Below are 24,721 nucleotides of genomic sequence, written 5' to 3'. Positions count from 1 at the left end.
AAACAATGACCAAACAAATCCAAGACGCCTACATCGTCGCCGCCACCCGTCTGCCGGTGGCCAAGCGCAACGGCATGTTCAAGACCACCCGTCCCGACGACATGCTGGCCCACGCCCTCAAGTCCGTCATGGCCCAGGTGCCCCAGCTGGACCCGGCCCTGGTGGAAGATGTGATCGTCGGCTGCGCCATGCCGGAAGCCGAGCAGGGCATGAACGTGGCCCGCATCGGCCTGCTCCTGGCCGGCCTGCCGGACACCGTGCCGGGCATCACCATCAACCGCTTCTGCTCCTCCGGCGTGCAGGCCGTGGCCGATGCCGCCGCCCGCATCCGCCTGGGCGAGGCCGACGTGATGCTGGCTGCCGGCACCGAGACCATGAGCCTGATGTCCCAGATGATGGGCAACAAGGTGTCCCTCAACCCGGCCATTTTCGAGAAGGACGAGAACGTGGCCATCGCCTACGGCATGGGCCTCACCGCCGAGAAGGTGGCCCAGAAGTGGGGCATCAGCCGCGACGACCAGGATGCCTTCGCCGTGGCCTCCCACCAGAAGGCCGTGGCCGCCATCGCCGCCGGCAAGTTCAAGGACGAGATCAGCCCCTACACCGTGCGTGCCCACCTGCCGGACTTGAAGAGCGGCACCGTGCGCATCGTCGAGAAGGTCTGCGACACCGACGAAGGCCCCCGTCCCGATTCCAGCCTGCAGGGTCTGGCCAAGCTGAAGCCCGTGTTCAACGCCCGGGGCAGCGTCACCGCTGGCAACTCCTCCCAGATGTCCGACGGCGCCGGTGCCGTGCTGCTGGTCTCCGAGAAGATCCTCAAGCAGTTCAACCTGCAGCCCCTGGCCCGTTTCGCCGGTTTCTCCGTGGCCGGCGTGCCGCCGGAGATCATGGGCATCGGCCCCATCGCCGCCATTCCCAAGGTCCTGGCCCAGGCCGGCATCAAGCAGGACGACCTGGACTGGATCGAGCTGAATGAGGCCTTCGCCGCCCAGGCCCTGGCGGTGACCCGGGAGCTGGGTCTGGACCCGGCCAAGATCAATCCCCAGGGCGGCGCCATCGCCCTCGGCCATCCCCTGGGCGCTACTGGCGCCATCCGCACCGCCACCCTGGTGCACGGCATGCGCCGGGAAAACAAGAAGTGGGGCATGGTCACCATGTGCATCGGCACCGGCATGGGTGCCGCGGGCCTGTTCGAGGCCCTGTAAGGCGCAGCGCGCCCCGGCCGGTGCCGTTCTCCTCCAGGGGCGGTGCCGGCCGGGGCATTTTTGCGTTTACCGACTTGTTGTAAGCTGCATCCCCGACAAAGGCCACGGGGCGGGCGCCGGCCGGCGCCGCACCCGTTGTGCCACGCCATTCCCCAAGGAGATTCCCGACCATGCTGCCCAAATGGTGGAAAAAGCTGCCCCCCGCCTGGCGCCCGGCCATCCTGCGCTGGGGTTTCAACTGGTTTCCCGCCTGGCGCGCCACCGGTGGCCGGGTCATCCACGTTTCCGCCGATCTGAAGCGCATTGTGGTCAAGCTGCCCCTCAACCGGGGCACCCGCAACGCCGTCGGCACCATTTTCGGCGGCGCCCTGTTCGCCACCACCGACGGCCTCCATCCCACCCTGCTGGCCCTGCAGCTGGGCCACGACTACATCATCTGGGACAAGGCCGGCGCCATCCGCTACCGCAAGCCGGGCCGGGCGCCCCTTTTTGCCGAATTCCACATCGACGATGCGGAGACCGAACTGGTGCGCGAGATCGTCGCCCGGGACGGGGAGTGCGAACGCACCTATACGGTGGAACTGAAGGACCGTCACGGGGTGGTGCACACCATCGTCGAGCGCACCGTGTACATCGCCGACAAGGCCTTCTACCGCAACAAGGTGGCGGCCTAGGCGGGGCCTGGAGCGACCGCGTTAAGAGCCCGCGCCGGCACGAGCCCTCTGGCATAATACGGCCCCATGACTGACAAGGCGCGGCATACCCCATGAATCTCGACACCTGGCTGGCGGCTGCCGGCATGGGCTGGCGTGAAGCCGTGGTGGGCATCATTGCCCTCCTGGGGCTGTACATCCTGTTCGTGCTGCTGCGCCTGAAGCGTCTGGCCCGCCGCCGCCAGGAGGCGGCCGCGCCGGCACCCAAGGCGCCGAGCCTGGGCGAGGTCGGGGACGATGGCGACGACGAGGCCGGCGACGAGGCCGGCGACGAGCATCCGGACCCGGTCTACAGCCGCCCCGAAAAGCCCGCCTTCGCCTGGAACGAACCGCCGGCCAAGGACTTTGCCGAAGAGCAGTACTACAAGGCGGTCCAGCTCGAACTGGGCCAGCTGCGGGAGGAAGTGGCGGTGCTGCGCCACGAGTTCGCCACCCTGCGCGAAGAGATGCGCGGCCAGGTCGGCCAGATCAAGGCTTCCCAGAACATGTCGCCCCTCTACAGCGACGCCATGCAGATGGCCATGCTGGGGCACGACGCCGAAACCATTGCCGAGCGTTGCGGCATCGCCCGGGCCGAGGCTGACCTGGTGGTCGCCCTGGCCCGCAACCAGGGCGATTGAGGCCGGGCGCCGCACACCGATAACCAGGGAAAGGGACCACCATGGCAGAAAAGAAACCGGCGGCCAAGGCGACCGGCGCCAAGACGGCCGCCAAGCGCAAGGAAGCGCCCGCCGTCGATCCCCAGGACGAGATCAAGCAGCGCCTGGGGCGGCGCATGGCCTTCGCCGGCGTCATGATCGCCGTGCTGCTGGCCGCCCTGGCCCTGTTCGACCATCTCTCCAAGGCCCCGGAAGAAGAGGAAGTGGCCGTGGCGCCGGCACCGGCACCGAAGGAAGTGGCCCAGCCGGTGAAGCCGGTGGAACCCGTGGCGCCGCCCGCCGAAGAAGCCAAGGCCGAGGAAAAGCCGGCCGAGCCCGAACTGTCCGCCGCGCCGGTGACCAAGGGCCAGCCGGCCCCCGAGCTGCCGCCGCCGCCCCAGGTGGCCGCCAAACCGGCCCTGCAAACGACGCCCCATGCCGCCCAGCCCATCCGCGGCGCCACCTCCGGCCCGGTGAGCAACGGCCGCCAGCCGGCCCAGGGCCGTCAGGGCACCGTGGCCAGCGTCACGCCCGCGCCTGCCGCTGCGGCGCCGGCCGGCACCACGCCTGCCGCCCAGCCGGCCCCGGCGGCGGCACCGGCCAACGTGCAGCCGATGCCGGTACGGCCCCAGCCCCTGCCGCCCCGCCTGTTCTCCGGCTACGTGGTGCAGGCCGGCGTCTTCAGCAGCACCGAGCGGGCCGAGGAACTGCACGCCAAGCTGCAGCTGAACGGCATTCCCTCCAATATCGAATCCCGGGTGAACGTGGGGCCCTTCAAGTCCAAGGAAGAGGCCGACGCGGCCCGGGCCAAGCTCAAGGCCCTGGGCATCGACTCGGTGCTGGTGCCCCCCGCCGGCAACCGCCGCTAAAGGCGGGCGGCGGTCCCGGCGCCCACCTTGCCGGGCCGGCCGCTGCTGCCTGATACAAGTTGCAGCCGGCGCCCGTCGCGGTGCCGGCATTGCCTCAAGATTGAAAACGACCTGCCGGGAGAGGCAGGCGGGGCGAGCCTCCTGGCCATGCCATGGCTGGGAGCAGCGTCCTTTCTGCCTTCCAGGCCGGATGCTGCGGCAGGTTCGCCTCAGGTCTGATCCGGGCCGGCGTCGGGCGACTGCAGTAGTTTCTCCAGGCGGCGGGCGAAGACCGTCATTTCCTTGGCCGCCTGCACGTCCCCCCGTCCTTCCGCCACCGTAATGCCCTGCCGGTAGGCGGCCAGGGCTTCCGCCGGCCGGCCGCCCTCGGCCAGGGCCTTGCCCAGCAGCTTCCAGGCGGCGGAGTACTTGGGGTCCTTGTCCACCGCTTCCCGGAAGCGGGCCGCGGCCTGTTCCCACTGTTCGGCCTTGAGCCACTCGTTGCCCAGGGAATAGCGCAGCAGGGCCCCGTCCCGGGGACCGTCCAGCAGCTTTTCCAGATTGGCGATGATCGCTGTCGTCATTTACCATTTCCTTTTTTCCAAGGCTTCATTCTAAAGGACAGCAAAATGGCCAAAACGATCATCGCCACCGACAAGGCTCCCGCCGCCATCGGCACCTACTCCCAGGCAGTGAAGGCTGGCGACACCGTTTATCTCTCCGGCCAGATCGGCCTGGACCCGGCTTCCATGCAGATGGTGGAAGGCATCGACGCCCAGATCGTGCGCGTCTTCGACAACCTCAAGGCCGTGGCCGAGGCCGCCGGCGGCTCCCTGGCCGACACCGTCAAGCTCAATGTGTACCTCACCGATCTGGGCAATTTCGCCAAGGTGAACGAGGTCATGGCCCGTTACTTCAGCCAGCCCTATCCCGCCCGGGCCGCCGTCGGCGTTGCCTCCCTGCCCCGGGGCGCCCTGGTGGAAGCCGACGCCGTGCTGGTGCTCGGCTAAAGCGCAGAACCGTCTTGGCGGAAAAGAAGGCCGGGCCGGCCAAGGCCGCCAAGGCGCCAGCCAAGGGGGCCAGCGCCCTGCAGCAGAAGCTGGGCAAGCTGGGGCTGCACTCGCGCAACGATCTGCTGCTGCATTTTCCCCTGCGCTACGAGGACGAGACGGCGGTGGTGCCGGTCAATGAGGCGCCCTGGGACGAGCCGGTGCAGGTGGAGGTGCGGGTCACCGACGTCTCCATCCAGTTCCGCCCCCGGCGCCAGCTGGTGGCCCGCTGCGAGGACGACTCGGGGGAGCTGTGGCTGCGCTTCCTCAATTTCTACGGCAGCCAGGTCAAGCAGCTGGAAACGGCCCGGGACGAGGGCCGCAAGCTGCGGGTCTTCGGCGAGATCCGGGGCGGCTTCTTTGGCAGCGAGATGGTCCATCCCCGCTACAAGTCGGTGGAGGAGGGGAGTGCCCTGCCCCAGTCCCTGACGCCGGTCTATCCCACCACCGCCGGCCTGGCCCAGTCCGCCCTGCGCAAGCTTATCGGTAAGGCCCTGGCCGAGTCCGACCTGGCCGACACCCTGGACGAGACGCAGCTGCGGGCCCTGGCCCTGGAACCCTTCGCCGCCAGCGCCCGCCTGCTGCACGCGCCGCCCCCCGGGGTCGATGAATTCGCCCTGCAGAACCACCGCCACCCGGCCTGGCGCCGCATCAAGTTCGACGAATTGCTGGCCCAGCAACTGTCCCTGCGCCGGGCCTATCTGGCGCGGCGGGAAAAGGGAGCGCCCCGGCTGAACGCCCCCGGTGCCCTGGCGCGGCAGCTGCTGGGCCAGCTTTCCTTCCAGCTCACCGGGGCCCAGCAGCGGGTGTGGCAGGAGATCGCCCGGGACCTGGCCGAGGCCCATCCCATGCAGCGCCTGCTGCAGGGGGACGTGGGCAGCGGCAAGACCATCGTCGCCGCCCTGGCGGCCTGCCAGGCCATCGAGTGCGGCTGGCAGGCGGCTTTCATGGCGCCCACGGAAATCCTCGCCGAGCAGCATTACAAGAAGCTCTCGGCCTGGCTGGAGCCCCTCGGCATTACCGTCGCCTGGCTCTCCGGCAGCCTCAAGTCGGCGAAGAAAAAAGCCGCCCAGCAGGAGGCCGCCGCCGGCGCCCAGCTGGTGGTGGGCACCCACGCCTTGATCCAGGCCGATGTGGATTTCCTGCGCCTGGGGCTGGCCATCGTGGATGAGCAGCACCGTTTCGGCGTGGCCCAGCGCCTGGAACTGCGCAAGAAGGGCAAGGCCGGCATCCCGCACCAGCTGATGATGTCCGCCACGCCCATCCCCCGCACCCTGGCCATGAGCTACTACGCCGACCTGGATGTCTCGGTGATCGACGAGCTGCCGCCGGGGCGCACCCCCATCCGCACCAAGTTGGTCTCCGATGCCCGTCGCGACGAGGTGGTGGGGGCGGTGCGCCACGCCGTGGAAAGCGGACGCCAGGCCTACTGGGTCTGTCCCCTGATCGAGGAAAGCGAGAAGCTGGACCTGCAGGCCGCCATCGACACCCACGCCATCCTGGCCGAGGAACTGGAAGAATTGTCGGTGGGCCTGGTGCACGGCCGTCTCAAGCCCGACGAGAAGGCCGCCACCATGGCCGCCTTCGCCGCCGGGGATATCCAGGTGCTGGTGGCCACCACGGTGATCGAGGTGGGGGTGGACGTGCCCAACGCCAGCCTCATGGTGATCGAGCATGCGGAGCGCTTCGGCCTGGCCCAGCTGCACCAGCTGCGGGGCCGGGTGGGCCGGGGCGCCCACGAGTCGGCCTGCGTTCTGCTCTACGCCACGCCCCTGTCCCAGACCGGGCGGGCCCGCCTGAAAATCATCTACGAGAACACCGACGGCTTCGAGATCGCCCGTCAGGACCTGCAGCTGCGCGGCCCCGGCGAGTTCGTCGGCGCCCGCCAGAGCGGCGTGCCCCTGTTGCGCTACGCCGACCTGGAAATGGACGCCGACCTGGTGGAACTGGCGCGGGACCTGGCCGAACGCCTGCTGCGGGACGATCCGCCCCGGGCCGAGCGCCATCTGCGGCGCTGGCTGGGCAGCCGGGAAGAGCTGCTCAAGGCCTGAGCCGGCGGCCTGCTGCGGCCCCGGGTACAATAGCGCCGCGGTGCCGCGCCAGCCGTTTCGTCCCGCTTCCCGCTTTCTCATTCTGCCTCGCGAGTCCTGCCATGAACCTGCCCAACCACCAATTGTCGATGACCGTGCTGATGACGCCGGACATGGCCAACTTCAGCGGCAAGGTCCACGGCGGCGCCGTCCTCAAGCTGCTCGATCAGGTGGCCTACGCCTGCGCCAGCCGCTACGCCGGCGCCTATGTGGTGACCCTCTCGGTGGACCAGGTGATGTTCCGCCAGCCCATCCACGTCGGCGAGCTGGTGACCTTCCTGGCCAGCGTGAACCACACCGGCACCTCCTCCATGGAAGTGGGCATCAAGGTGGTGGCGGAGGAGATCCGCTCCCAGGTGGTGCGCCACGCCAACAGCTGCTTCTTCACCATGGTGGCGGTGGACGACCAGGGCAAGCCGACCCCGGTGCCGCCCCTGGAGCCCCGGACGCCGGACGAGCATCGCCGCTTCGAGGCCGCCTGCACCCGCCGCCAGCTGCGCCAGGAACTGGCCCGCCGCTTCGAGGCCACCCACGGCGCCCATGCCGGCCCCCTGGCCGACTGAGCCGCGCCGCCCCTTATTCTGCAATCCCTATGTCCAGCCAAACACCGCCCATGACCTTCGCCGATCTCGACCTCGTGCCGCCCCTGCTGGAAGCCCTCGACGTGCTCGGCTACCAGACTCCGACCCCGGTCCAGGAGAAAGCCATTCCCGCCGTCCTGGCCGGGGGCGACCTGATGGCCGCGGCCCAGACCGGCACCGGCAAGACCGCCAGCTTCGCCCTGCCCCTGTTGCAGCGGCTGGCCCACGATCCGGAGCCCACCGTCAGCAACAGCACCCGGGCCCTGATCCTGGTGCCGACCCGGGAGCTGGCCCAGCAGGTGTGCGACAGCTTCATCGCCTACGGCCAGTTCCTGGTGCTGCGCAGCTACGCCGTCTATGGCGGGGTCAGCATCAATCCCCAGATGATGAAGCTGCGCAAGGGCGTGGACATCCTGGTGGCCACCCCGGGCCGCCTGCTGGACCTGCACCGGCAGAACGCGGTGCGTTTCGACCAGGTGCGCACCCTGGTGCTGGACGAGGCCGACCGCATGCTGGACCTGGGCTTCGCCCGGGAGCTGAATGCCCTCTTCGCCCTGCTGCCGAAGCAGCGCCAGACCCTGCTCTTTTCCGCCACCTTCTCCGACGCCATCCGCAGCATGGCCAACCAGCTGCTGAAAAAGCCCCTCTCCATCGAGACGGCCCGGCCCAACGCCACCGCCCGGGGCATCAAGCAGTGGGTGGTGCCGGTGGACAAGAAGCGCAAGAGCGCCCTGTTCTGCCATCTCTACAAGCACAAGAAGTGGGACCAGGTGCTGGTCTTCGTCAAGACGCGCAAGGGCGTCGATGAGCTGGTGGAGACCCTCACGGCCAAGGGCATCGCTGCCGAATCGATCCACGGCGACAAGCCCCAGCCGGCCCGCCTGCGCGCCCTGGAAAGCTTCAAGGCCGGCCAGGTGCGGGTGCTGGTGGCCACCGACGTGGCCTCCCGCGGCCTGGACATCGACGACCTGCCCCGGGTGGTCAACTTCGACCTGCCCATCGTCCCCGAAGACTATGTGCACCGCATCGGCCGCACCGCCCGGGCCGGCGCCAGCGGCGAGGCCGTGTCCCTGGTCTGCGCCGACGAGGTGAACCTGCTCGGTGCCATCGAGGTGCTGATCGGCCAGCCCCTTTCCCGTATCGAACAGCACGGCTTCGAGCCGGACCACCGGGTGCCAGAGACCGGCCCCGCCGGCCAGGTGATCAAGAAGCCGAAGAAGCCGAAAATGCCCAAGCACCTGGACTACGGCATCGGCAGCGGGCCCAGCCGGGGCAAGGGCCCCGGCAGTGCCAAGGCCCCGGGCGGCCGGCGCGGGGCCGGGCGGCCGGGAGGTAAGGCCGCGCCCAAGGCCCGGGGCCGCTGAGCATGGCCGGCCAGTTCGGCCTGCTGCGGCAACGCCGCTTCCTGCCCTTCTTCGGTACCCAGTTCCTCGGAGCCTTCAACGACAACCTGTTCAAGAACGCCCTGGTGGTGCTGCTGACCTTCCAGGCCGCCAGTTGGACGGCCCTCGATCCGGGCCTCCTGGCCAACCTGGCGGCAGGCATCTTCATCCTGCCCTTCTTCCTCTTCTCCGCCAGCGCCGGCCAGCTGGCAGACAAGTACGACAAGGCGGCCCTGGCCCGCCTGGTGAAGCTGCTGGAAATCGCCATCATGGCGGTGGCCACCCTGGGCTTCGTCCTGCACAGCCTGCCCGTGTTGCTGGGGGCCCTGTTCCTGCTGGGCTGCCATTCCACCCTGTTCGGACCGGTGAAGTACGCCATCCTGCCCCAGCATCTCTATCCGGAGGAGCTGGTGGGCGGCAATGCCCTGGTGGAGGCGGCCACCTTCGTCGCCATCCTGCTCGGTACCCTGGCCGGCGGCATCCTGGCCGGGCTCGGCAACGCTCCCGGCTGGATCAGCCTGGGCGGCCTGGTGGTGGCCGTGGCCGGTTATCTGTGCAGCCGGGCCATTCCGTCGGCGCCGGCGCCGGTACCCGGGCTGCGGCTCAACCCCAATCCTTTCACGGAGACCTGGCGCAACATCGGCTTTGCCCGGCAGGATGGGCGGCTGTTCCTCGCCATCCTGGCCATCTCCTGGTTCTGGCTCTACGGCGCCCTGTTTTTGGCCCAGTTTCCGGCCTTCGCCAAGCAGGTGCTGGGGGGCGGCGAGTCCACCGTGACCCTGCTGCTGGCCACCTTCAGCGTCGGCATCGGCGTCGGCTCCCTGCTTTGTGAACGCCTCTCTGCCCGCCGCCTGGAGCTGGGCCTGGTGCCCCTGGGCGGACTGGGGCTGACCCTGTTCGGCGTAGCTGTTGCCCTGGTCTCCCCGGCGGCGGCGCCGGCCGGTGCGCCCCTGGCCCTGGGCGCCCTGCTGGCCAGTGCCGGCCTGCTGCCGGTGGTGCTGGCCCTGTTCGGTATCGGTGTCTTCGGCGGCCTCTTCATCGTGCCCCTCTACGCCCTGCTGCAGGTGCGAGGCGAACCGGCCCACCGGGCCCGCATCATCGCCGCCAACAACATCCTCAATGCCCTGTTCATGGTGGTCGGCTCCCTCGCCGCCGGTGCCCTGCTGGGTGCCGGCCTCTCTATTCCCCGGTTGTTCCTGCTGGCGGCCCTGCTCAATGGCGTGGTCTGTATCTTCCTTTGCCTGCGGGCGCCTGATTTCCTGCTCGCCTGCCGTAACTGGCTGTGGCGGAAGCCTGGCGAACCCTCTGTCTGAGTATTATGGGGTGCGCCGTACGGCACTCCCGTCGGGATGAGTGGCACTTGGTTAATCCAGGCGCTTGCCCCTATCATTCCGCTGGCAAGTTCTAATCTTCCAATACTCTAATAATCGAATGGAATATCTGGCATGGGATTGAAAGCGCGTATCGCACGGGCCATGGGGGTGGTGTTTGCCATTTTTTTGCTGTCCACCGGCTTCGGCCTCTACGGTCTGCACCAGACCAAGGAGACCTTCATCCGCCACGTGGAGGTGGACATGGCCCTGGAACGGGCCATCGTCGGCATGTACGCCCAGGGGCTGCAGAGCGGCCAGGCCCTGCGTAATGTGGTGCTGGACCCGGCCAACAAGACCGGTCACGGCAACCTGAAGAAGGCCCTGGAAGAGTTCGACGGCTACTATCAGAACGCCCGCGCCCTGGTGCCGGCGGAGGCACCGGTGGCCAAGGTGCTGCAGGAAGTGGCGGCTCTGGCGGCGGAGCGGCGCAGCCTCATCGACAAGGTGGTGGAGACGGCGGTGGGCGGTGCCGGCAGCGAGGCGGTGGCCCTCATCAACAGCAGCGAGACGCCCCTCTGGCGCAAGATCCGCGGCCATCTGCTGGACCAGATGAAGGCCATGAAGACCCAGCTGGACGAGAGCAAGGAAGCGGGCATCGCCGAGATCGAGCGTACCGAGCGGCTGGTGATCGGCCTGGCCCTGGCCAGTATCGTCATCGCCATCGTCCTTCTGGCCCGGGTGCTGCAGGTGGTGGGGCGCCAGCTGGGCGGCGATCCTTCCGAGGTGATGCAGGTGGCCGAACAGGTGGCTGCCGGCAACCTCACCCTGCACATCGCCCATCCCCAGGAGGGCAGCGTGATGGCCGCCATGGCTTCCATGCAGACCCGCCTGGCCGCCATGGTGGCCCAGATCCGGCAGAACGCCGATTCCCTCCTGGCCTCCGCCGAGACCCTGGCGCGCAGCTCCGAGGAAGTGGTGGGGCGCACCTCGGAACAGACCGAGGCGGTGTCCGCCGTGGCCGCGGCCATGGAAGAGATGACCGTGGGCATCTCCCAGGTGCGCGACCATTCTGCCGAGGCCCGCTCCTACGCCCAGGAATCGGGGCGCATGGCGCACCAGGGCAACGAGGTGGTGGGCAATGTGGTGCAAGGCATGGAACGGGTGGCCTCCTCCGTCACCGAGTCGGCCCAGGGCATCGCCACCCTGGAACACGAGTCGGAAAAGATCGCCGCCGTGGTCGGCGTGATCAAGGAAGTGGCGGACCAGACCAACCTGCTGGCCCTCAATGCCGCCATCGAGGCGGCCCGGGCCGGCGAACAGGGGCGCGGTTTCGCCGTGGTGGCCGACGAGGTGCGCAAGCTGGCCGAACGCACCGCCCAGTCCACCGTGGAAATCGGCGTCACCGTCGATGTGGTGCGCAACGGCATCCAGCAGGCGGTGGAACACATGGAACGGGGTGTGACCCTGGTCCAGGGCGAGTCAGGCAAGGTGGCCGAGGCCGGCAGCACCATTTCCGCCCTGCACGGCTATGCCGACAAGGTGGTCGGCGCCGTGCACGAAATCGGCGATGCCCTGCAGGAGCAGAGCGCCGCCAGCACCGAGATCGCCCGCCGCATCGAGCTCATCGCCCAGATCAGCGAGCAGAACAGTTCCGCCGTCCAGGCCAGTGCCGGCGCCGTGGCCCAGCTGCAGCAGCTGGCCCGCAGCCTGAGCGACTCGGTGCACCACTTCCGCACCTGACGGAGGAGCGCCGGCCCGGGGCTGCCGTTCCTAGCCCAGGGCGGCCCGGGCCAGCAGGCCCAGGCCGGCGGCCGCCAGGGTGCCGTTGAGCAGGCGCAGGAAGCGCTCCGGCGACAGCCGCAGGTCCAGGTGGTGGCCCAGCCAGGTGCCGAGCAGCATGGGCGGCACCGCCAGCAGGGCCAGCAACAGCAGGCTCGGGTCCAGCAGCCCGGCCAGGGCGCACAGGATCACCCGCAGCCCGGTGCTGAGGGCCATCAGCACCGCCTGGGTGGCGCGGAACACCTCCCGCTCCAGGGGCTGGCGGCTGAGATAGGCAGCGTAGAGAAAGCCGCCGCTGCCGAACAGTCCGCCGAAAATCCCCCCGATCACACCGCAGACCCCGCCCCAGCGCAGCAGCAGCGCCGGCGGCCGGGGCTGCCACAATCCCCACAGACCGTAGGCCAGGATGAAGAGCCCCAGGGCCGCCGCCAGCCAGTGGCCCGGCAGGCGCCCGAGGAGGGCGATGCCCAGGGCTTGGCCGAGGGCCATGGTCGGTACCAGACGCAGCAGTTGGGCTCGGTCGATGTGGCGGCGCTGGCGCCAGCCCCGGCCGGCGGCCCCGACGCAGTCGAGCAGGGCCAGCAGGGGAATGATGCGGGGCACCGGCATCACCGCCGCCAGGGGGCCGGAGGCCACCATGGCCGAGCCGAAGCCGACCAGGGCGAAGATGGCATAGGCCGCCACCAGGGCCAGGGCGGCGAAGGTGAGGGCGGCGGGGGCGGGCAACTGGTCTGCCAGGGCGCTGTGGAGGGCGGCCGGCAGCAGGGTATCGAAAGGCATGGCGTGGAATCCTTGTCTGGCGGGCTCCCCGGCGGCGGCTGGCCGCGAAACAGGGTGGGCCCGGATGGCTTGCATGATGGTCGGCGTCTGGCTATAACGCCAATATCAAATTTGTCAGCCATCCATGCCGATTTGTTATGCCTAGCCTGCGCCAGATCCGCTACTTCCTCAGCGTCGCCGACCTGGGGGGCTTCACCCCGGCCGCCGCTGCCCTGCACGTGGCCCAGCCGGCCCTGAGCCGCCAGATCGCCCAGCTGGAGGAGGAACTGGGCTTCGCCCTGCTGCGCCGGGAGCCCCGGGGCGTCAGCCTGACCGAGGCCGGCGCCCTCTTTCGCCAGCGGGTGGGCGGCCTGGAGGAGGAACTGCGCAGCGCCGCCGAGGATGCCCGCCGCCTGCACCGGGGCGAGGGCGGCGTGCTGCGCCTGCTGCACTCCAGCTCCACGCCCCTGGCCGGCCCCCTGCTGGCGGCCCTGCAGGACTTCACCCGGGACCAGCCCCGGGTGCGGGTGGATGTGGACCGGCTGTCCTCCGAGCAGCAGCAGGAGGCGGTGGCCCAGGGCCGGGCCGATCTGGGCCTGGCCCGCCTGCCCCTGCTGCGCCAGGAGGGCGGTATCGAAATCAGGCCCCTGCCTGAAGAGCGGCTATGGGCGGCCCTGCCGGCCGGCCATGCCCTGGCAGGCGCGTCCGTGCTGGCTCTTGGCGATCTGGCCGACGAATGCTTCGTTTTCGCCGTGCACCGGGAACGGGGCGGCCTGGCGCGGCGGGTCACCGACCTCTGCCTGGCCCGGGGCTTTGCGCCCCGCCTGGCGCCGGTGACTTCGCGCAAGACGGCCATGCTCAACCTGGTGGCGGCAGGCTTCGGCATCGCCGTGGTGCCCGCCGCCATGGCCTCCCTGGCTACTCCCGGGGTCCATTTCGTGCCCCTGGCCGATGCCGACGCCCTGGCCCGGGCCGCCCTGCTGCTGCCGCCCCGGCCTTCTGCCTTGGCCGCCGCCTTCGCCGACGCGCTGCAGCGCCGCTGGTCCGCCTAGGGGCAGGCGGGGGGCGGATGTTAGGATGCGGCTTTTGCCGAGGGAGGACTGCCGTGTCCCTGTTGCTGCGATTTGTGGGTTTGGCCATTGGTGGCTTTTTGCTGGTGGGCGGCCTGGCCAGCCTGGTGTTGGGCGTCCTGGCCCTGGGCGAGCATCCCCAGAAGGGCTTCCAGGTGACCATTTTCTCCCTGGTCACCACCGGCATCGGCCTCTGGGTCTTCTGGGAAATCCTTGGCCGCAAGTGGCTGGCCCGTCGGCGCGGCGAGGTGGAGCCGCACGTCGCTCCCGGTGCGATGGACTAAAATCCCGTTCTTGCGGACTGCGATTTTCTGCCGACCATGACCACCTCCCAAGCCCCGCTTTCCCTGCGCCACCGTCTCGACCAATACGAAAAGCTGATGCGGCTGGACAAGCCCATCGGCACCCTGCTGCTCCTGTGGCCGACCCTCTGGGCCCTGTGGCTTTCCGCCGTGGGCCAGCCCCAGTGGTGGGTGGTGTGGATCTTCGCCCTGGGCACCCTGCTGATGCGCTCCGCCGGCTGCGTCATCAACGACTACGCCGACCGGGATTTCGATCCCCACGTGGCCCGCACCAAGAGCCGCCCCCTGGCGGCCCGGACGGTGTCACCGCGGGAGGCCCTGGGCCTCTTCGCCGTCCTGGTGCTGCTCTCCTTCCTGCTGCTGCTGCCCCTGCTGACGCCCCTGGTGTTCGCCCTGGCGGCGGTGGCGGTGTTCCTCGCCGCCAGCTACCCCTTCACCAAACGCTTCTTCGCCATTCCCCAGGCCTACCTGGGCATCGCCTTCGGCTTCGGCATCCCCATGAGCTACGCCGCCCAGCTCGGCGTGGTGCCGGCGGAAGCCTGGTGGCTGCTGCTGGCCAACGTCTTCTGGGCCGTCGCCTACGACACCGAGTACGCCATGGTGGACCGGCCCGACGACCTGAAGATCGGCATCAAGACCTCCGCCATCACCTTCGGCCGCTTCGACGTGGCGGCGGTGATGTTCTGCTACGGCGCCACCTTCGCCCTCATCGCCTGGGTCGGCTACGGCCTGCAGCGGGGCTGGGCCTTCTACGCCGGCCTGCTGGGGGCGGTGGCCCTGGCCATTTACCACTACACCCTGATCCGCACCCGGGAGGGCGGCCCCTGCTTCAAGGCCTTCCTGCACAACAACTGGGTCGGTGCCAGCATTTTCGCCGGCATCGCCGTGGACTTCTGGCTTCACCCCTTCGGCGTGCTGCCCCTGAAATAGGCTTCCCATGAAATACCGCGACCTGCGCGACTTCATCGCGCAACTGGAACAGCAGGGCGAACTGAAGCGGGTCAGCGTGCCCGTGGACACCCGCCTGGAAATGACCGAAATCTGCGACCGGGTGCTGCGGGCCGAGGGGCCGGCCATCCTCTTCGAGAAGCCGGTGGGGCCTAACGGCGAATTCACCATTCCGGTGCTGGCCAACCTCTTCGGCACCCCCCGGCGCGTCGCCATGGGCATGGGCCAGGATTCGGTCTCGGCCCTGCGCGAGGTGGGTACGGTGCTCTCCATGCTGAAGGAGCCGGAACCGCCCAAGGGCTTGAAGGATGCCTGGGAGAAATTCCCCCTCTTCAAGCAGGTGCTCAACATGGCGCCCAAGGTGCTGTCCTCCGCGCCCTGCCAGGAGGTGGTGTGGGAGGGCGACGCGGTGGACCTCTCCCGCCTGCCCATCCAGCACTGCTGGCCCGGCGACGTGGCACCCCTGATCACCTGGGGCCTGACCATCACCCGGGGCCCCTTCAAGAAGCGGCAGAACCTGGGCATCTACCGGCAGCAGGTGATCGGCCGCAACAAGCTCATCATGCGCTGGCTGGCCCACCGGGGCGGGGCCCTGGATTACCGGGACCACTGCCAGAAAAATCCCGGCCAGCCCTATCCGGTGGCGGTGGCCCTGGGGGCCGATCCGGCCACCATTCTCGGCGCCGTGACGCCGGTGCCGGACAGCCTCTCCGAATACCAGTTCGCCGGCCTTTTGCGGGGCGCCAAGACCGAGCTGATCAAATGCATCGGCAACGACCTGCAGGTACCGGCCTCCGCCGAGATCGTCCTGGAAGGGGTGATCCACCCCGGCGAGACGGCCCTGGAAGGGCCCTACGGCGACCACACCGGCTACTACAACGAGCAGGCCGAGTTTCCCGTGTTCACCGTCGAGCGCATCACCATGCGCAAGAACCCCATCTACCACAGCACCTACACCGGCAAACCGCCGGACGAGCCCGCGGTGCTGGGCGTGGCGCTGAACGAGGTGTTCGTGCCCCTGCTGCAGAAGCAGTTCACCGAGATCGTCGATTTCTACCTGCCGCCGGAAGGCTGCTCCTACCGTCTGGCCGTGGTCAGCATCAAGAAACAGTACCCGGGCCACGCCAAGCGGGTGATGTTCGGCATCTGGAGCTTCCTGCGCCAGTTCATGTACACCAAGTTCATCATCGTGGTGGACGACGATGTGAACATCCGGGACTGGAAGGAAGTGATCTGGGCCCTCACCACCCGCATGGATGCCACCCGGGACACCACCCTGGTGGACAACACCCCCATCGACTATCTGGACTTCGCCTCCCCGGTGGCCGGCCTCGGCTCCAAAATGGGCCTGGACGCCACCAACAAGTGGCCCGGCGAGACCAGCCGGGAATGGGGCCGCCCCATCGTCATGGACGAGGCGGTGAAGACCCGGGTGGACGAACTGTGGCAGCGCCTCGGGCTGTAAGCGGCCGCTGAGGGCAGGGCCGCGCCCCGCCTGGGCCCCAGAGCCCGGGGAGGCGGCGCGGTCCGGTCCGGTGCAGGGCGTTCGATATTACTTTGGTATTAGTGCTGCTCTGTGACAAAATTGGCATTTTTCCGCTTCCGGTGACGCCAGGATACTGCCCATGAACCCGCCCGATACTTCCCCCGACCTGTCGGTGTTCCTCGCTTCGTCGGTGCACGACATGAAGAACTCCATCAGCATTCTCATCGGCAGCATGGAGAAGCTGCTGGCCGACAGCGACCCCAGCCGGCCCGAGTTCGGCGAAATGACCCACATGATGTACGAGACCAAGCGGATCAACGGCAACCTGATCCAGCTGCTGGCCCTCTACAAGCTGGGCAACCACCTCTATCCCTTCGCTCCGGAGGACTGGGTGCTGGAGGACTTCGTCGCCGAGACCGTGTCCCAGCACCTGCCCCTGCTGCGTTTCCGCGGCCTGGAATTCGAGGCCGTGGTGGAGTCGGACCTGGTGTGGCCCTTCGATGCGGACCTGGTGGGCGGCATCATCGGCCACGCCCTCAACAACGCCATCCACTACACCAAGGGCAAGGTGCGCCTGGTGGTGCGGGAGACGGAGGAGGGCCTGGAAATGCGCGTCGAGGACGACGGCCGCGGCTATCCCCAGAAGATGCTGGATGACGGCGTCGCTGCCATGAACGGGGTGGACTTCCAGGGCGGCAGCACCGGCCTGGGCCTCTACTTCTCCGCCATGGCCGCCCGGCTGCACCGCAACAAGGGGCGCCACGGCGCCATTCGCCTGGAAAACGGCGGCGCCTGGGGCGGCGGCTGTTTCGTCCTGACCCTGCCCTGAGCGGCCCATCTCCAGGGAAAACAGAACAACAATGAGCAACTTCCAGAACATCGACTTCGGCAGCAAGAGCTTCCTCGTCATCGACGACTTCCAGGGCATGCGCACCGTGCTGCGCGACATCCTGCGCTCCATGGGGGTGAACCCCAAGGTCATCGCCACCGCCGCCAACGGCAACGAGGCCATCAGCCAGCTCAGCCAGACCCGCTTCGACGGCGTCCTCTGCGACTTCAACCTGGGCGCCGGCAAGAACGGCCAGCAGGTGCTGGAGGAGGCCAAGTACCGCAACCTGGTGGGACCCAGCTGCGCCTGGGTCATGATCACCGCCGAGAAGACCGCCGACGTGGTCATGGGCGCCGCCGAATACCAGCCGGACGCCTACCTGCTCAAACCCATCACCGAATCCACCCTGCGCCTGCGCCTGGAAAAGATCTGGGTGAAGAAGGCCGCCTTCGTGGACATCGACCAGGCCGTCATGGCCATGGACTTCCCCCTGGCCATCCGCCTCTGCGACGAGCGCCTGGCGGTGGACAAGGCCAATGCGGGCGAACTGCTGCGCCTGAAGTGCCACCTGCTGCTGGTGTCCGGCGAACACGAGCAGGCCCGCCTGCTCTACAACGCCCTGCTGGCCAAGCGGGACGTGCCCTGGGCCCAGCTGGGCCTGGCCCGGGTGCATGTGGCCGCCGGCGAGCTGGACCACGCCCAGGCCCTGCTGGAAACCCTGGTGGCGGAGAACCGCACCTACCTGGAAGCCCACGACTGGCTGGCCAATGTGCACAACGCCCGGGGCGACCTGCAGAAGGCCGAGGAGGTGCTGGAAAACGCCGCCCGCCTCTCGCCCCTGTCGGTGATGCGGCAGAAGAACCTGGGCGAAGTGTCCCTGCAGCTGGGCAAGGTGGAAAACGCGGAAAAGGCCTTCCGCAAGAGCGTGGCCCTGGGCGAGCACTCGGTGCTGAAAACGCCGGACGCCTACCTGGGCCTGGCCCGGGCCTGCAGCGCCCAGAACAACAGCAAGGAAGCCCTGCAGGTGCTGTCCACCCTGACCAAGCAGTTCGACGCCGAGGAGGTCAAGGTCAAGGCCATGGCCACCGAAGGCATGGTCTACCACCGGGCCGGCGACCTGGAATCCGCGCGCAAGGTGGCCCTCAAGCTGGACGAGGTGCTGGCCCAGCCCGGCGCGCCCCGCCTGGAGAGCGCCGCGGTGGTGGAGATGGCCGAACTGATGATGGTCTCCGGCGAGAAGGAAAAGGCCGCCGCCCTGCTCCAGGGCGAAGTGCGCAACAACCCGGACGACGCCATCCTGCTGCAGCGCATCCAGCAGGTGTTCGACACCGGCGCCATGAGCGAGGAGGGCGTGGCCCTGGTGGAAGCCTCGCGCAAGGAAGCGGTGCAGCTGATGAACCAGGGCGTGCTGCTGGCCCGGGACGGCAAGTTCGACGAGGCCATGGAAGCCATGCGCACCGCCTGCGAGCGCCTGCCGGGCAACGTGCGGGTGCTGTTCAACTTCGCCCACATGGGCATCACCTTCATGCAGCGCACCGTGGTCAGCCCCGCCCTGGTGGAGGAAATCCGCCAGTACCTGGAAACCGCCCACCGCCTGGCTCCCGCCGACAAGCGCTATCCCCAGCTGCTGGGCAAACTCAAGTCCCTGGCCGGCTGACGCCATGCCGACCATGCCGCCCGTGGAGGTTCGCCTCACCGACCTGAGCCAGCCGCAGCAGGCCTCGGCCTGGCTCGACCTGCTCGACCACTACGCCCGGGACCCCATGGGCGGCGGCAGCGGGCTGGACCCGGCGGTGCGGCAGGCCCTGGTGCCGGCCCTGGCCGGCGTGCCCCATTTCCACAGCGCCCTGGCCTGGCAGGGGGAAGAGGCGGTGGGCCTGATCAACTGCTTCGCCGGCTTTTCCACCTTTGCCGCCAAGCCCCTGCTCAACATCCACGACATCGCCGTACGCGACGCCCGCCGCGGTGCCGGCATCGGCCAGGCTCTGCTGGCCTGGGCCGAGGGGCGGGCCCGGGAACTGGGCTGCTGCAAGCTGACCCTGGAAGTGCTGTCCAACAACCGGCGCGCCCTGGCCGCCTACGAGCGGGCCGGCTTCGCCCCCTACGTGCTCGATCCGGCCGCCGGCCAGGCCCTGTTCCTGCAGAAGCTGCTGTAGGGCCGGCCGGTTCCCCGGGCGGGCGGCCGGCGCTAAGATGGCAGGCTGATTTCCCGAATTCCCGAAGCGACCGCCCATGAGCCCTGCCGCCGCCGTCCATTCCGCCGCCGATTCCCTGGGCAAGCCCCTCGCCGGCTGGCGCCTGCGCCTCTACTCGGTGGTATTCGAGTCGGAGACCCGGGCCGGTCGCCTGTTCGACCAGTGCCTCATCTTCGCCATCCTGGCCAGCGTCGCGGTGGTCATGGCCGACAGCGTGCATAGCCTCAACGTCCGCCACCAGGACCTCTTCGCCACCCTGGAGTGGGGCTTCACCCTGCTGTTCACCGCCGAATACCTGGCCCGCCTGGCCTGTCTGCGCCGGCCCTGGCGCTATGCCCTGAGTTTCTTCGGCCTGGTGGACCTGCTGGCCATCCTGCCCACCTACCTGGCGTTGCTGGTGCCCGAGGCCCACCTGCTCATCGACGTGCGCATCCTGCGCCTGCTGCGCATGTTCCGGGTGCTCAAGCTCACCGCCTACCTGGGCGAGTACCAGATGTTGGGCAGCGCCCTGCTGGCCAGCCGGCGCAAGATCCTGGTGTTCCTCTCGGTGGTGCTCATGATCGTGCTGGTCATGGGCACCCTGATGTATGTGGTGGAAGGCCCGGCCAACGGCTTCACCAGCATTCCCACCGCCGTCTATTGGGCCATCACCACCATGACCACCGTCGGCTTCGGCGACATCACGCCCAAGACCGACGTGGGCCGTCTCATCTCCTCGGCCATGATGCTGCTCGGCTGGGGCACCCTGGCGGTGCCCACCGGCATCGTCACCTCCGAGATCACCGCCCAGCGCCTGCAGGTCACGCCCACCAGTCGCACCTGTCCGGACTGCCTGACCGAAGGGCTGGCGCCGGAGGCCGCCTACTGCCAGGCCTGCGGCGCCCGCCTGCCGGAATACCGGCGCGATCCGGCCTGAGCCTTTTCCCTTTTCTGCCACCCGCCCACGCCGCGGCCCCGGAGCCGCCGCCGGAGCATTCCCCATGCAACTGCCCTTGCTCACCGAAGGCCGCCTGCTGCGGCGCTACCAGCGTTTTCTCGCCGACGTCGAACTGGCCGACGGCAGCGTGGTCACCGCCCACTGCCCCAACACCGGCTCCATGCAGGGCTGCAAGGATCCGGGTAGCCGGGTCTGGCTGTCCCCCAGCGACAACCCCCAGCGCAAGCTGGCCTGGACCTGGGAACTGGTGGAGGCGGATGGCGTCCTGGTGGGCCTGCACACCGGCCGCACCAATGCCCTGGTGCGGGAGGCCATCGAGGCCGGCGCGGTGGCCGAGCTGACGGGCTATGGGGCGATCCGCGGCGAGGTGCCCTACGGCGGCGACAACGGCCGCGGCGGCAAGCGCAGCCGCATCGACCTGCTGCTGACGGAACAAGGTCGTCCCCCATGCTATGTGGAGGTGAAGAACGTCACCGCCGCCGTCGCCGGCGGCATCGGCTATTTTCCCGACGCCGTCACCGAGCGCGGCACCAAGCACCTCAACGAAATGGCCGACGAGGTGGCCAAGGGCAACCGGGCCGTGCTGTTCTTCTGCGTGCAGCGGGGCGACGTGGATGAAGTGCGGCCGGCGGACCACATCGACCCGGAATACGGCCGCACCCTGCGCCGGGTCCTGGGGCTGGGAGTGGAGGTGCTGGCCTACGGCGCTGACGTCCGCCCCGAGGGCATCCGGCTGTGGCGGCCCCTGACGGTGGTGTGCTGAACCGGCGTCAGCAGAAATTTCTATGCTGGGCCAGGCCCCGCGTCCCTAAAGGGATGGCGGGGCTTTTTCATTCAATAGGGGCGCGCTTCCTGGGGCGGTGCGGGGAAAGTCGCTCCGGGACTGGCCCGGCGGCCGGCGGCTGACGCCGTGATTCTTTGGCTATGCCAAATGGCTTAATGGAAAAACCCTTACGGTTATCCATAATGGATTTTCCCGACCCGTCGGCCCATTCGCTGCCAAGGAGAACGCCATGCATCCCTCTGCCATCGCCGCCTTCCGCCATTCCCTTTGCCTTGCCCTGCTGGGCCTTTTGCTCGGTGCCGCCGGCGCCGGCGCTGCAGAGGAAAGGAAGGGGCTGGAAAAAGTGCAGGACAGCTTTCTCAAGCTGGTCTGCGGCAAGACCGCCGTCGCCGACAACAGCGCCTGCGCCAGGATGCTGGGCGATGCCGGCCAGGGCGACGACGGCGCCCGGGTGCGGCAGCTGGCGGCCCACTTCATCGTGCTGACCTTCGCCGAGGCCGGCACCCGGGCCCTGGAGGAGCACGAGGACCGGGGCGTGCTGGCGCCGGCCCTGCTGCAGCGCATCCGCACCGCCGAGGCCGAGCTGCACGAGGCCTGCTCGGTCCTGGCGTGGACCCCGGCGGCGCGCAAGGCCGCCATCTATCCCCTGGAGCGGGCCGATGTCCTGATCGCCGTGGCCGACGTGGTCAAGGCCGGCATCAAGCCCACCGCCCGGCGCCTGCGGGGGCTGGCCAGCAATCCGGTGAGCCTGCTGGCCGAGGTGGGCGACGTGCTGGAGGACGGCATGGCCGACGCCATTTACGGCTCCGCCTCCCGCCGCGGCTTCGTCGCCGCCCTGGACATCATCGCTCCCCAGAACAAGGTGGACGGCAAGGAACTGAAAGGGGCCTGGCAGGCCGTGGCCGACCGCCTGGAAGTGTCGTGCAAGAGCCTGGCCCGCCTCGGCGGCGCCCAGGAGGAGAGCGCCCCCGTGTGCAAGGTGCTCAAGCCCTGCGCGGAGCTGCAACCATGAGCGCGCCCCTGTTGCCTGAAGATGGCCCGCAGCGAAGCCAAAGCTGGCGCCAGTTCGAGGACGAGGCCCGGCGTCTGCGCCCGGCCGCCCCCCCGTCGGTGACGGCTGCCGGTGTCCGGGCCCAGGCCTGGTTCGGCGAATCCGCCGCGAATCCGCCCGAGCCTCCGGCGCCCCAGCCGGCCGCCACGGCGGCCTTCTGCGGCCTGGCCCTGTCCGGCGGCGGCATCCGCAGCGCCACCTTCGCCCTGGGCGTGCTGCAGGCCATGGCCGAGGCCCGCCTGCTGCGCCGGGTGGATTACCTGTCCACCGTTTCCGGCGGCGGCTACATCGGCACCTGGCTCTCTGCCCTGATCCACCGTACCGATGCGGACAGCCGCCGGGCCGTGCGGCAGCTGGAACAGCCCGGCCCCGTCGGCATCGCCCCCTCGGTGGCCGCCGCCGGCCAGCCCGGTGGCTGCCGGGACGACGCCAGCCAGACGGCCACGGGCGCCAGCGAGCATCCGGCCATTGCCTTCCTGCGCCGCTACAGCAACTACCTGACGCCCCGCTTCGGCCTCTTCAGCGTCGATACCCTGGCGGCGGTGGCCAACCTGTCGCGCAACCTGCTGCTGACCCAGAGCGTCTTCATCCTCTTCCTCCTCGGCCTGCTGTTCCTGCCGCGGGGCGTCGTCCTTGCCCTGTGGCAGGGCGGCCCGCCTTCGCCCTGGCTGTGGGGGGCGGTGCTGCTGTTGCTGGCCGTCGCCGCCCGGGGCCTGTACCGGGGCATGACCTGGTACCGGCGCCCGGCCGCCGACGGCGATGGATCGTCGCGTCCCGGGCCGAGCCAGGGGCAGGTGCTGCGCGGCGCCGTGCTGCCGGGCATGCTGGCGGCCCTGCTGGCCGCCGCCCTGTTCAACGACGGGACCTGGCTGCCGGCCCTGGCCGGCGGCGACGGGGCGCTGTGGGCCGCCCTGGTCCTGGCCTACCCCCTGCTGTGGCTGCTGGCGGCCGGCCTCGACCTGCCCCTGCCCCGGGGCGGCGGCACCGCCTTCCGCGTCTCCCTGGCGGCCGCCCTGCCGGCCGGGGCCCTGCTTGCCGTCCTGGTCTACGGCTATGTGCGCCTCCTCGCCGCCCTGCCGCCGCCGTCCCGGCCCTGGCTGGCGGTGGGGCTGGGGGCCTTCGTCCTGTGGGAGTTCCTCTGCCTGGCGGTCGCCCTGCACATCGGCCTGATGAAGCGGGCCCTGGCCGAACTGGCCCGGGAGTGGGCCGGCCGGGCCGGCGGCATGTCCATCGGCATCGGCCTGGGCTGGTCCCTGGTGGCCCTGGTCAGCTTCTACGGCAGCGCCTTCCTTGGCTGGCTGGGCCAGACCCTGGCGGCGGCGGGCGGCCTCGCCTGGCTGATCAGCACGGTGGCCGGCGCCCTCGCCGGACGCAGCCCGGCCACCGGCGGCAAGGGGGCCAACCCCTGGCTGGAGCGGCTGCTGCAGGCGGCACCCTACATTTTCATCGGCGGCCTGCTGCTGTTTCTTTCCTGGCTGGGGGAATGGGGCCTGCGCACCCTGGCCGGGGCGGGGGAGCAGCCTTGGTTCCTGGCGCCGTCCCTAACCATGCCCGGGCTGGCGGCGGTGGTACTGGCGGCCACTGTCTGCCTGCTGGGTGCCTGGGCCCTGTCGGCGCGGATCGACGTCAATCTCTTTTCCATGCACCAGTTCTACCGCAACCGCCTGACCCGCTGCTATCTGGGCGCCTCCAATCCGCAGCGGCGCAGCGACCGTTTCACCGATTTCGACCCGGCGGACGACCTGCCCCTGCAGGACCTGGCGGCCCAGCGCCCCATCCCCCTGCTCAACGGCGCCCTCAACCTCACCGGCAGCGAACCCCTGGAATGGCAGCAGCGCCAGGCGGCCCCCTTCATCTTCTCGCCGGACCGCTGCGGCTTTCTCCTGCCGCCCTCGTCCCAGAGCCCCGAGTGGCGCGAGTTCCTGGCGCCGAGCCGGGACTACATGAGCCGGGAGGGCGCCCATCTGGGCATGGCCATGGCGGTCTCCGGGGCCGCCGCCAACCCCAATATGGGCTACCACACCGAGCCGGCCATGGCCTTCGTCATGGCCCTGCTCAATGTCCGTCTGGGGCGCTGGTGCCCCAATCCGGCAGGACCGTTCATCGCCCTCAGCAGTCCGCCCCTGGGGCTGTGGTACCTGCTGCGGGAGCTGTTCGGCAGCGTCAATGAGGACACCGGCTTCGTCAATGTCTCCGACGGCGGCCATTTCGAGAACCTGGGGCTGTACGAGCTGGTGCGCCGCCGCTGCCGCCTGATCGTGGTCAGCGACGGTGGCCAGGACAGGGACTTCCAGTTCGAGGACCTGGGCAACGCCATCCGCAAGTGCCGGGTGGACCTGGGGGCCGAGATCGACATCGACGTGCGCCCCCTGCTGCCCGGGGCGGCGCCGCGGCAGCGGCTGGCGGTGGGGCGCATCCGCTACTGGGACGACGGGCGGCAGGCCCTGGCGGGGATGCCGCCGACCCCGGAGTGCGGCGTGCTGGTGTACCTGAAACCCATGGTGCTGGGGGACGAGCCGGTGGACGTGGGCAACTACGCCGCCACCCACCCTGACTTCCCCCACCAGTCCACCGCCGACCAGTGGTTTGACGAGGCCCAGTTCGAGAGCTATCGCCAGCTGGGGCTGGCCACCGGGCGCCGGGTCTTCGGCCAGGGGCCGTGGCGGCAGGACGACGAGGCGGACGACGAGGCCTGGGTGCGGGCCGTGGCCGCCGCCCTGGCCCCGGCAGCCGCAGCGGCGCCCTAGGCGCCGGGGTCAGGC

At 69.4% G+C, this 24,721-nt stretch carries 23 protein-coding genes; 21 read left to right on the top strand and 2 right to left on the bottom strand.

Annotated features, from left to right (window positions below; translation table 11 throughout):
• Positions 1-5 precede the first annotated feature (5 nt).
• From OEL49_RS13375 to OEL49_RS13360, 4 genes are all read left to right on the top strand, one after another.
• A complete protein-coding gene (locus tag OEL49_RS13375; protein WP_130459221.1) occupies positions 6-1,205 on the top strand; it encodes an acetyl-CoA C-acyltransferase in 1,200 nt (399 codons plus the stop codon).
• Between the two features lie 170 nt (positions 1,206-1,375).
• Positions 1,376-1,879 (top strand): DUF4442 domain-containing protein, encoded by a 504-nt coding sequence (locus OEL49_RS13370; RefSeq protein WP_014235436.1) that lies wholly within the window; start codon positions 1,376-1,378, stop codon positions 1,877-1,879.
• Between the two features lie 92 nt (positions 1,880-1,971).
• Positions 1,972-2,538, top strand: coding sequence for a DUF2802 domain-containing protein (locus OEL49_RS13365; RefSeq protein WP_287875135.1), 567 nt, complete (start codon positions 1,972-1,974; stop codon positions 2,536-2,538).
• Positions 2,539-2,579: 41 nt separating this feature from the next.
• A complete protein-coding gene (locus OEL49_RS13360; protein ID WP_287875133.1) occupies positions 2,580-3,425 on the top strand; it encodes an SPOR domain-containing protein in 846 nt (281 codons plus the stop codon).
• Positions 3,426-3,634: 209 nt separating this feature from the next.
• Here OEL49_RS13360 and OEL49_RS13355 read toward each other — a convergent pair whose 3' ends face one another.
• Complete coding sequence (locus OEL49_RS13355) at positions 3,635-3,988, bottom strand: tetratricopeptide repeat protein (RefSeq protein ID WP_014235433.1); 354 nt, start codon at positions 3,986-3,988, stop codon at positions 3,635-3,637.
• 45 nt (positions 3,989-4,033) lie between these two features.
• On the opposite strand from OEL49_RS13355, the gene OEL49_RS13350 reads away from it, so the two are divergent.
• From OEL49_RS13350 to OEL49_RS13325, 6 genes are all read left to right on the top strand, one after another.
• The gene (locus tag OEL49_RS13350; protein ID WP_014235432.1) at positions 4,034-4,414 is read left to right on the top strand and encodes a RidA family protein; all 381 of its coding nucleotides are present in this window, start codon (positions 4,034-4,036) and stop codon (positions 4,412-4,414) included.
• 14 nt (positions 4,415-4,428) lie between these two features.
• On the top strand, positions 4,429-6,504 hold the full coding sequence (gene recG / locus OEL49_RS13345) for an ATP-dependent DNA helicase RecG (protein WP_287875130.1): 2,076 nt from the start codon (positions 4,429-4,431) through the stop codon (positions 6,502-6,504).
• 101 nt (positions 6,505-6,605) lie between these two features.
• Positions 6,606-7,106 carry an acyl-CoA thioesterase gene (locus OEL49_RS13340; RefSeq protein WP_205230445.1) on the top strand — a complete coding sequence of 167 codons (501 nt, stop codon included), beginning with the start codon at positions 6,606-6,608 and terminating at the stop codon, positions 7,104-7,106.
• A 29-nt stretch (positions 7,107-7,135) separates the two neighbouring features.
• Positions 7,136-8,488, top strand: a complete 1,353-nt coding sequence (locus tag OEL49_RS13335) for a DEAD/DEAH box helicase (protein WP_287875128.1) — start codon at positions 7,136-7,138, stop codon at positions 8,486-8,488.
• A 2-nt stretch (positions 8,489-8,490) separates the two neighbouring features.
• Positions 8,491-9,819: an MFS transporter gene (locus OEL49_RS13330; protein WP_287875126.1), complete on the top strand. Its 1,329-nt coding sequence runs from the start codon at positions 8,491-8,493 to the stop codon at positions 9,817-9,819.
• A 132-nt stretch (positions 9,820-9,951) separates the two neighbouring features.
• Positions 9,952-11,559: a methyl-accepting chemotaxis protein gene (locus tag OEL49_RS13325; RefSeq protein ID WP_205230447.1), complete on the top strand. Its 1,608-nt coding sequence runs from the start codon at positions 9,952-9,954 to the stop codon at positions 11,557-11,559.
• Positions 11,560-11,589: 30 nt separating this feature from the next.
• On the opposite strand, the gene OEL49_RS13320 is transcribed toward OEL49_RS13325, so the two are convergent.
• Complete coding sequence (locus OEL49_RS13320) at positions 11,590-12,378, bottom strand: sulfite exporter TauE/SafE family protein (protein ID WP_287875123.1); 789 nt, start codon at positions 12,376-12,378, stop codon at positions 11,590-11,592.
• Positions 12,379-12,515: 137 nt separating this feature from the next.
• Here OEL49_RS13320 and OEL49_RS13315 point away from each other — a divergent pair, with 137 nt between their 5' ends.
• The 11 genes from OEL49_RS13315 to OEL49_RS13265 all read left to right on the top strand — a co-directional run bounded on the left by OEL49_RS13315 (position 12,516) and on the right by OEL49_RS13265 (position 24,706).
• Complete coding sequence (locus OEL49_RS13315; RefSeq protein ID WP_130459212.1) at positions 12,516-13,409, top strand: LysR family transcriptional regulator; 894 nt, start codon at positions 12,516-12,518, stop codon at positions 13,407-13,409.
• Positions 13,410-13,462: 53 nt separating this feature from the next.
• Positions 13,463-13,711, top strand: a complete 249-nt coding sequence (locus OEL49_RS13310; RefSeq protein ID WP_287875120.1) for a hypothetical protein — start codon at positions 13,463-13,465, stop codon at positions 13,709-13,711.
• 36 nt (positions 13,712-13,747) lie between these two features.
• Positions 13,748-14,659 (top strand): 4-hydroxybenzoate octaprenyltransferase, encoded by a 912-nt coding sequence (ubiA, locus tag OEL49_RS13305; protein ID WP_014235423.1) that lies wholly within the window; start codon positions 13,748-13,750, stop codon positions 14,657-14,659.
• Between the two features lie 7 nt (positions 14,660-14,666).
• Positions 14,667-16,142, top strand: coding sequence for a 4-hydroxy-3-polyprenylbenzoate decarboxylase (ubiD, locus tag OEL49_RS13300; protein ID WP_205230461.1), 1,476 nt, complete (start codon positions 14,667-14,669; stop codon positions 16,140-16,142).
• Positions 16,143-16,302: 160 nt separating this feature from the next.
• Positions 16,303-16,992, top strand: a complete 690-nt coding sequence (locus tag OEL49_RS13295; protein WP_130459209.1) for a sensor histidine kinase — start codon at positions 16,303-16,305, stop codon at positions 16,990-16,992.
• A gap of 31 nt (positions 16,993-17,023) precedes the next feature.
• Complete coding sequence (locus OEL49_RS13290) at positions 17,024-18,649, top strand: tetratricopeptide repeat-containing response regulator (protein WP_287875116.1); 1,626 nt, start codon at positions 17,024-17,026, stop codon at positions 18,647-18,649.
• A gap of 4 nt (positions 18,650-18,653) precedes the next feature.
• Positions 18,654-19,148, top strand: coding sequence for a GNAT family N-acetyltransferase (locus OEL49_RS13285; protein ID WP_287875114.1), 495 nt, complete (start codon positions 18,654-18,656; stop codon positions 19,146-19,148).
• Positions 19,149-19,224: 76 nt separating this feature from the next.
• Positions 19,225-20,103: an ion transporter gene (locus OEL49_RS13280; RefSeq protein ID WP_287875112.1), complete on the top strand. Its 879-nt coding sequence runs from the start codon at positions 19,225-19,227 to the stop codon at positions 20,101-20,103.
• 64 nt (positions 20,104-20,167) lie between these two features.
• Positions 20,168-20,887, top strand: a complete 720-nt coding sequence (gene sfsA, locus OEL49_RS13275; protein ID WP_287875110.1) for a DNA/RNA nuclease SfsA — start codon at positions 20,168-20,170, stop codon at positions 20,885-20,887.
• Between the two features lie 250 nt (positions 20,888-21,137).
• Positions 21,138-21,920, top strand: coding sequence for a hypothetical protein (locus tag OEL49_RS13270; protein WP_287875108.1), 783 nt, complete (start codon positions 21,138-21,140; stop codon positions 21,918-21,920).
• Positions 21,917-24,706, top strand: a complete 2,790-nt coding sequence (locus OEL49_RS13265) for a patatin-like phospholipase family protein (RefSeq protein ID WP_287875106.1) — start codon at positions 21,917-21,919, stop codon at positions 24,704-24,706. Before OEL49_RS13270 ends, OEL49_RS13265 begins: the two co-directional genes overlap by 4 nt.
• The last annotated feature ends 15 nt before the right edge of the window (positions 24,707-24,721 follow it).

Origin of the sequence: Azospira sp., assembly GCF_030247495.1 — a bacterium.
In the GTDB taxonomy this organism is placed as follows: Bacteria; Pseudomonadota; Gammaproteobacteria; order Burkholderiales; family Rhodocyclaceae; genus Azospira; species Azospira oryzae.
This window is presented reverse-complemented; position numbering and strand designations above follow the sequence as displayed.